The sequence below is a fragment of the Streptomyces sp. NPDC050759 genome, from assembly GCF_044456945.1.
Classification (GTDB): Bacteria; Actinomycetota; Actinomycetes; order Streptomycetales; family Streptomycetaceae; genus Streptomyces.
Map to the genome: position 1 here is coordinate 9,862 of NZ_JBITGI010000035.1, position 7,841 is coordinate 17,702.

Genomic DNA, 7,841 nt, shown 5'->3' on the forward strand with positions numbered 1-7,841 from the left:
CAACTTGTACAGCGTGTGCTGGATCTGTTCCCTGACCTGGTCGGTCAGGTTGAACATCAGCATCGGATCCTCCGCGGCCTCCGGCGGATAACCGTCCGTGAGGATCGGCTCGCCGAACTGGATCGTCCACTTCGTCGGCAGCGGAACCGCGCCCAGCGGACCCAGCCACGGGAAGGTCGGCGTCAGCGGGAAGTACGGGAAGCCCAGCAGACGGGCCAGCGTCTTCGCGTTGCCGATCATCGGGTAGATCTCCTCCGCGCCCACGATCGAGCACGGGATGATCGGGGTGCGCTGACGCAGGGCCGTGGAGACGAACCCGCCCCGGCCGAAGCGCTGGAGCTTGTAGCGCTCACTGAACGGCTTGCCGATGCCCTTGAAGCCCTCCGGCATCACACCGACCAGCTCACCGCGCCCCAGCAGCCGCTCGGCGTCCTCCGCGCAGGCGAGGGTGTGACCGGCCTTGCGGGCGAGTTCGTTGACCACCGGCAGCATGAACACCAGGTCGGCCGCCAGCAGCCGCAGGTGCCGGTTCGCGGGATGGTGGTCGTGGACGGCGACCTGCATCATCAGGCCGTCCAGCGGCAGCGTCCCGGAGTGGTTGGCGACGATCAGCGCGCCGCCCTCCGCCGGGATGTTCTCGACGCCCTTCACCTCGACCCGGAAGTACTTCTCGTACACCGGCCGCAGCAGGGACATCAGGACCTGGTCGGTGAGCTCCTCGTCGTAGCCGAAGTCGTCGACCTCGTAGTCCCCGGTGAGCCGGCGGCGCAGGAAGCTGAGGCCTCCGGCGATCCGCCGCTCCAGGCCGCCCTCGTCGTTCGCCTGCTGCGGCGGCTCTTCCTCACGCGTCACAGGAACATCATCCTGCGCGGAGGCCCTGCTGGGCAGGGGCTGGACCTCACGGACCAGCCCGGATTCGGAGCCCGTGCGCCGGCTCCCCGCACCACGGCGCCGCGCCGGCCGCTGTACGGCGCCTGCACGGGACCGGTCGTCGTCGAACGGAATGACCTTGGCGTCCGCCATCGTTGATGCGCTCCTCAGTTGGCGCTCTGCGTCGGGGGGTGGCCGCCGCCCGCGAGGGGCAGCGCGGCGATCCTGTCGACGGCCCCCGCGAGGGCCTCCGGCGGCAGCAGCCCGGGGCCCTGGCTGCGCGCGAACTCCGCGAAGGTCTCCGCCGTCGTGTACTTCGGCCTGAATCCGAGCGTCTCACGCATCTGGACCGTCGACACGACCCGGCCGTGGGTGAGCAGCCGGATCTGCTCGGGCGAGAAGTCCGTCATGCCGAGCGTCCGCACCAGCGACCCGGCCCAGGTGACGGCGGGCAGCAGCAGGGGCACGGTGGGCCTCCCGAGCCGCCGGGAACACTGCGACAGCAACAGGACCCCGTCGCCCGCGATGTTGAAAGTGCCGCTGTTGAGCGTGCCCCGCTCCGGTTCGTGCGAGGCGATCCTGAGCACCTCGATCACATCGTCCTCGTGCACGAACTGCAACCGGGGGTCGTACCCGAACACGGTCGGCAGCACCGGCAGCGTGAAGTACGAGGCGAGCGGGGTGTCCGCCGTCGGCCCCAGGATGTTGGCGAACCTCAGCACGCACACGGCCACGTCCGGCCGCCGCCGCGCGAAGCCCCGCACATACCCCTCGACCTCGACCGTGTCCTTGGCGAAGCCGCCGGACGGCAGGGACTTGGGCGGCGTGGTCTCCGTGAACACGGCGGGATCCCGCGGCGCCGAGCCGTACACGTTCGTACTGGACTTCACCACGAGCCGCTTGACGTTCGGCGACTTCTGACAGGCCCCGAGCAGCTGCATGGTGCCGATGACGTTGGTCTCCTTGACCGTGGTCCGGCTCCCGCTGCCGAGCGCCATCGCCGTCACATCCAGGTGTACGACGGTGTCGGCGGCCGTCTCGGCCAGTACCCGCGCGATGCCGGGCTGCCTGATGTCCGCCTGGACGAAGTCGGCACCGCCCAGATGGTGCTCCGGCGCCACCGCGTCCACGGCGATCACCCGGTCCACTTGCGGGTCACGCTGGATGCGTCGTACGAACCGGCCCCCCAGCTGTCGGGCCACCCCGGTCACGAGCACGACCTTTCCCAAGATCAGCGCCTTCCTTCCAGCCCTCGTACGCCCTAGTCCTGTGCCGCGTTCCCCGTGTGCCGCCAACCTAGCGGGTTGTTGTTGCGCTGTGATGACCGCCCACTGCACGAGGTGACGACATCCAGCCCACGGAGTACGTCCTGACACGCGTATGGCCCCCCACCAGCAATAGGTGGGGGGCCACACACACGCTTCCGGAGCGTCGCCTACTTCTTGTTGCGACGCTGAACGCGCGTGCGCTTGAGCAGCTTGCGGTGCTTCTTCTTGGCCATCCGCTTGCGCCGCTTCTTGATAACAGAGCCCACGACTACCCTCGCTCACTTCTCATCACTCGGTGCTGGGCGCCATGGGCCCATACGACCTTCGACGGGCTAGCCTACCCGCCCGAGCGCTGAGGTCGTAATCGAGGTGAACCGGGGAGATCAGGCAGGGGTCCACGAGTGCCCTGAGGCCCCCTCGGGACCTCCCCGGATCCGCTGTCGTCAGGCCGTCTCCACCCCCACATAGCTCTCGCGGAGGTACTCGTGAACCGCGTTCTCGGGGACGCGGAAGGACCGCCCCACCCTGATCGCGGGCAGATGACCGCTGTGCACCAGTCGGTACACGGTCATCTTCGACACTCGCATCACCGAGGCGACTTCCGCCACGGTAAGGAACTGAACCTCGCTCAGAGGCCTCTGTTCAGCAGCCATGACACACCTGAACCTTCCGCACTCGACGGCCACCGGCTTCCCCTTCCGGTGACTCTTCGTCGCTGCGTGCTCACTCCCCAATGTAGGGGCGGGTGATGCAAGTGGGGAAGAGGTGCACCCATCGGCGGCCTACTGTGACAGACACGCTCGATTGAGTACGTAGCGGGTCAGCGGCAGGTAGTAATCGGACCGCACAGCGTCATCAAGTGGAACGACGACGGACACGACCCCCTCGGCCTCCCCCACAAAGAGCGCGGGGTCATCCGTATCGGCCGGCCCAATGGCCTCGAACCCCAGCTGACCTGCTCCGCAGACCCATCCGTGATCCCCGACCACGAGCTCGGGAAGCGGCCCGCCGCTCTCGGCAGCGGCCGCCAGCACGGTACGAACCGGGAGCGGCGAATGCGAGTGTGCGCCGGTCTCACCACCGGAGCGCTTCGCGTCCGGTTGCCGCACGAGCGCGACTCCTCGTACGTAGTCAAGGTTGTACGTGCGTAGACCGAACCGGGTCGTTATGTCGACACAGTGACCATGCGCAGGGGTGAGGACGGTACATCCCGCCGCCGAGAGGGCGTCCGCGATGGCGGCGTAGAAGCCGAGCAGTCGGTGCGGATGGCCGGTGCCGAGGAGCACGGCCCCCTTGCGCTGGGCAACCGCCTGAAGCCGCTCCGCGAAGGCATCGAGGGCGACGAGGGTTCGGTCAGGATCGATCACATCATGGCCACTTGTGTGCCGCGGATCCGCAGAAACTCCGCACTTGTCGGCCATGAGACCGATCACATCCCGCTCACTCCACGACCACTCGGGATCGATCCCGATCAGCACCCTCGGATCCCGAGCCGCGAACAACCGATAACTCCGCAGACTCTCCTCCCGGGAGGTGGCCACGGGCCCGGCCAGACGAGCGGCCAGCAGATGGGCGCGCAGGGCACCGGTGCTCAACACGTGAGTGATGGTGGCGGACGAGAGCGGGTCAGGGGGGCGGGAACGGGGAAACACCGCACGGTCGGAGTAGTGCCCAAGGGGCGCGGGGAACTGCGCGACCAGCCACAACGCACCCGCCGACGCCCGACGACCGGACGCGGCACATCCTTGGGCGCCCTATGCCAGCAACCCCCGCAACGGAAACACCGCCCGCCGAGTGGCCAGCACTGCCTGGTCCAGCCGGTCCGCGGGGTCGTACCCCGCATCCCACTCCGCATGGGCCACCGGCCACCGGCCGTCTGTCATCCGGGCCGGCGCCAACTGCCGGGTCCGGGCGAACACTTCCTGCCGCCACCCCTCGGGAATCATCGCCTCGGGCTCGACCGGCCGCCCAGCGGCGATCCCCACCAGATGCGTCCAGGACCGGGGCACGACATCCACCACCGCGTACCCACCGCCCCCGAGCGCGATCCACTTCCCCCCGGCGTACTCGTGCGCCAGCTCATGACACGCCACCTGCACAGCCCGCTGTGCGTCCAACGACACCGCGAGATGCGCCAGCGGATCCTCGAAGTGCGTATCGGCCCCGTGCTGCGTCACCAGCACATCCGGCCGGAAGTCGGCGATCAGCTCCGGCACCACCGCATGGAACGCCCGCAACCACCCCGCGTCCCCCGTCCCCGCCGGCAACGCCACGTTCACGGCACTGCCCTCGGCCGAGTCCGCACCCGTCTCCTCCGGCCACCCGGTCTGCGGAAACAACGTCCGGGGATGTTCGTGCAACGAGATCGTCAGAACCCGGGGATCCTCCCAGAACGCCGCCTGCACCCCGTCCCCGTGATGCACGTCGACATCCACATAGGCGACCCGCTCGGCCCCCAGCTCCAGCAGCCGCGCGATGGCGAGCGAGGCGTCGTTGTAGATACAGAACCCCGAGGCACCGCCGGGCATCGCATGATGCAGCCCACCCGCGAAGTTCACCGCATGCAGCGCCTGCCCCCGCCACACGGCCTCCGCCGCCCCCACCGACTGCCCGGCGATCAGCGCGGACACGTCGTGCATCCGCTCGAAGGCCGGATCGTCCATCGTCCCCAGCCCGTACGACTGGTCGGCCGCCCCAGGGTCCACGGAAGCCGCCTTCACGGCCTCGACGTAGTCCTCCCGGTGCACGAGCCGCAACGTCGACTCGCCCGCCGCCTTCGCGGACACGACCTCCACGTCCCGGTCCAGACCGAAGGCATCCACCAGTCGCCGGGTCAGGTCGAGCCGGACCGGATCCATCGGATGGTCCGGACCGAAGTCATAGCCCGTTACTGCCTCGTCCCACATCAGCTGTGCGCGGCCGCTCATGCCCGCCACCGTATCGGTCCGGTTGAGCCGCGAACGACTTGGCGTACACCAGCGTCACCAGCACCAACACCATCGGCACCAGCATGGCCCCGCGATAGCTCCACGCGTCCCCCAAGGCCCCCACCAACGGCGAACCGACGAGAAACCCCACGTAATTGAAGACATTGAGCCGAGCGACCGCGGCATCCGAGGCCCCCGGGAACAACCGCCCCGCCGCCGCGAAGGTCTGCGGCACCAGCACACACAAGCCCAGCCCCAACAGCGTGAACCCGAGCATCCCGACCCACGGTCCGGGCGCCACGGCCACCACCGCGAACCCGCCGGCCGCCACCAACGACCCCAGCCGTACGACCGTCGCGGCCCCGAACCGCCGCACCCCGAAGTCCCCGAGGGTCCGCCCGATCAGCGTGGTCACCATGTACACGTTGTACGGCACGGTGGCCAGCTGCTCCGAGCTCCCCAGCACGTCATCCAGATACTTCGCACTCCAGTTGGAGACGGTGGAGTCGCCGATGTACGCGAAGGTCATCACCAGACACAGCGGCAGCAGCAGCCTGAAGGCCACCGTCTGCCCGCCCTGCGGCTTCTCCTCCACCACGGTGGCTCCCGCGTCGACGTACCACCGACTCCCCACCAGGCACAGCGGCAGCAGCACCACCACGACCGGCAGGTAGGACACGAACAGCGCGAGATGCCAGTGCGCGCCCACCCAGGCGAGCGAGGCGCCGGCGATGCCGCCGAGACTGAACACCGCGTGGAAGCTCAGCATGATGCTGCGCCCGTACGCCCGCTGCAGGCTCACCCCGAGCATGTTCATGGACGCGTCCAGCATGCCCACGGCGAGCCCGAAGGCGCCGAGCGAGGCTCCCAGCTCGACCGTCGAGTCCCCGGCCCCCACCCCCAGCAGCGCCAGAAGCACGACCGGCTGAGCGAACCGCAGCAGCCGGCTGGGCGGTATTCGCTTCACCAGGTGCTCGGTCGAGACGCTCCCGACCCCGGCGAGGATCGGCACGGCGGCCAGGAAAGCCGGCAGTAACGCGTCGGAGACGCCGTACCGGTCCTGGATGGCGGGGATCCGCGTCACCAGCAGAGCAAAGGCAACACCTTGCGCGAAGAAGCTGAACGCCAGCGAGGCCCTACCGCGCCGCAGCACATCTGTCATGGCGGCGAGCGTAGGGCCCCGGCGTACTCGTGGGTAGATCCAGCCAAAGGTGAATTTGGCTCAGCTTTATCGGGCGAGGGCGACCTCGGGCCTCGATACGGCCCCCGCCTGCGCCTCGGCGCACAGCATCCGGGCCATGGGTCCGGCGCCCACGGCCCCGCTGACCAGGAAGGCCACGGCCATCGCCACGACCATGACGACGGACCCGAGCCAGACCATGGTGTCCACGGGCAGCGTGTACGCCCCTACGACCCGCAGCACGCACTCCGCGAGCAGAACGACCCCCCACACCACGGAGAACCGCCGCTCGGCCCGCCGGAAGTCCGCCGACCCGTCCTGGAGCCGCGCCCAGGCTGCCTCCCGGTCCGCGATCCCCTTCACCAGCCAGGGCTTCATCCCCGCGGTCATCATCGGCCTCCCGAGCGCGACGGAGACGAGGATGCCGATCCCGATCACACTGCTGACCCCGCTGTCCTTGGCGAGCATCAGCCGCGGGTCGCCGGCGACGAGGCTGAGCAGCAGCCCCACGACGTTGACGACGAGGATGAGCGCGGCGAGACCGTTGACCGCTCGCTCCTTCACCACGCTCCAGCCGGTCCGCACCGCAGGCACGACACTGCTGAGGCCCAACGCCATCAGCGTGCTCGTCCCGAGCCCGTCCTTGAGCAGGTAGTACGCCCCGATGGGCACAGCCACGTCCACGATCAGAGGAGCCAGGTTCGCGCGCTTCGAGTTCGTCTTCGTCGTCATGCCCTCAGCTTCTCGTCCGGCGAGGGGGTGCCAGTAGAAACGATCGTCCGGACCTCGGCATGACAAATGTCAGACCAGCAGGTCAGCCAACTCCCCCATGTCGGAAAAGAGTTGGGTGGCCCCCACGAGCTTGGCGGCCGGCGTCATGGCGGTGAATCCGTACACGTCCATCCCGGCCGCGACAGCCGCCTGCACGCCCAGCGGACTGTCCTCGACCACGACACACCGCCCGGGCTCGACCCCCATCCGCTCGGCGGCGTACAGGAACAGATCCGGCGCCGGCTTCCCCCGCCCCACATCCTGTGAACTGAAGATCCGCTCGTCCGCGAACCACCGGTCGAGCCCGGTCGCCCGATGTCCCACCCGGATCCGCTCATGACTCCCGGAGGACGCGACGCAGTACGGCACCCCGTCCGCGGCCAGCTTCTCCAGTACGCCCGCCACGCCGGCCACCGGCTGCAACTCCCGCTCGAACGCGGCGAACACCCGCGCGTGGAAGACGTCGTCGAAGTCCTCCGGCAACCGCCGCCCGGTCCGTTCCAGGACCAGGTCGTGGATGCGGTGCATGGCGGAGCCCATGTAGTCGCGGATGGAGTCCTCGTAGGAGGTCGGGTGCCCGAGTTCCGTCAGATACGCGGCGAGATGCCGATTGGAAATGGGCTCACTGTCGACGAGAACACCGTCGTTGTCGAAGATGACGAGGTCGTAGCGCATGGTATCGACCCTAAACGCAGGAAACCCCCGTTCCGAATGGAACGGGGGTTTCCTCAAAAATTGTTCGGCGGTGTCCTACTCTCCCACAGGGTCCCCCCTGCAGTACCATCGGCGCTGTAAGGCTTAGCTTCCGGGTTCGGAATGTAACCG

At 68.6% G+C, this 7,841-nt stretch carries 9 protein-coding genes and 1 rRNA gene; all 10 read right to left on the minus strand.

Annotated elements, in window-relative coordinates; genetic code table 11:
• The coding region (locus ACIBJB_RS47150; protein ID WP_398940337.1) for a lysophospholipid acyltransferase family protein at positions 1 to 1,023 on the minus strand (1,023 nt) is incomplete at its 3' end.
• A gap of 14 nt (positions 1,024 to 1,037) precedes the next feature.
• On the minus strand, positions 1,038 to 2,099 hold the full coding sequence (locus ACIBJB_RS47155; RefSeq protein ID WP_059205096.1) for an NAD-dependent epimerase/dehydratase family protein: 1,062 nt from the start codon (positions 2,097 to 2,099) through the stop codon (positions 1,038 to 1,040).
• A 206-nt stretch (positions 2,100 to 2,305) separates the two neighbouring features.
• Positions 2,306 to 2,404: a 30S ribosomal protein bS22 gene (locus ACIBJB_RS47160; RefSeq protein ID WP_003948845.1), complete on the minus strand. Its 99-nt coding sequence runs from the start codon at positions 2,402 to 2,404 to the stop codon at positions 2,306 to 2,308.
• Between the two features lie 177 nt (positions 2,405 to 2,581).
• Positions 2,582 to 2,791, minus strand: a complete 210-nt coding sequence (locus tag ACIBJB_RS47165) for a helix-turn-helix domain-containing protein (RefSeq protein ID WP_016437488.1) — start codon at positions 2,789 to 2,791, stop codon at positions 2,582 to 2,584.
• 129 nt (positions 2,792 to 2,920) lie between these two features.
• Positions 2,921 to 3,736 carry a phosphatase gene (locus ACIBJB_RS47170; RefSeq protein WP_398940339.1) on the minus strand — a complete coding sequence of 272 codons (816 nt, stop codon included), beginning with the start codon at positions 3,734 to 3,736 and terminating at the stop codon, positions 2,921 to 2,923.
• A 156-nt stretch (positions 3,737 to 3,892) separates the two neighbouring features.
• Complete coding sequence (locus ACIBJB_RS47175) at positions 3,893 to 5,065, minus strand: acetoin utilization protein AcuC (protein WP_398940340.1); 1,173 nt, start codon at positions 5,063 to 5,065, stop codon at positions 3,893 to 3,895.
• Entirely contained in the window at positions 5,016 to 6,227 is a 1,212-nt protein-coding gene (locus tag ACIBJB_RS47180; protein ID WP_398940341.1) for an MFS transporter, read from the minus strand. The genes ACIBJB_RS47175 and ACIBJB_RS47180 overlap by 50 nt, the downstream gene beginning before the upstream one ends.
• Positions 6,228 to 6,293: 66 nt before the next feature.
• Complete coding sequence (locus ACIBJB_RS47185; protein WP_398940342.1) at positions 6,294 to 6,977, minus strand: VC0807 family protein; 684 nt, start codon at positions 6,975 to 6,977, stop codon at positions 6,294 to 6,296.
• Between the two features lie 69 nt (positions 6,978 to 7,046).
• Entirely contained in the window at positions 7,047 to 7,691 is a 645-nt protein-coding gene (locus ACIBJB_RS47190; RefSeq protein ID WP_326665960.1) for an HAD family hydrolase, read from the minus strand.
• Between the two features lie 62 nt (positions 7,692 to 7,753).
• Positions 7,754 to 7,841: ribosomal RNA gene (gene rrf, locus ACIBJB_RS47195) — 5S ribosomal RNA — on the minus strand; the annotation flags it as partial.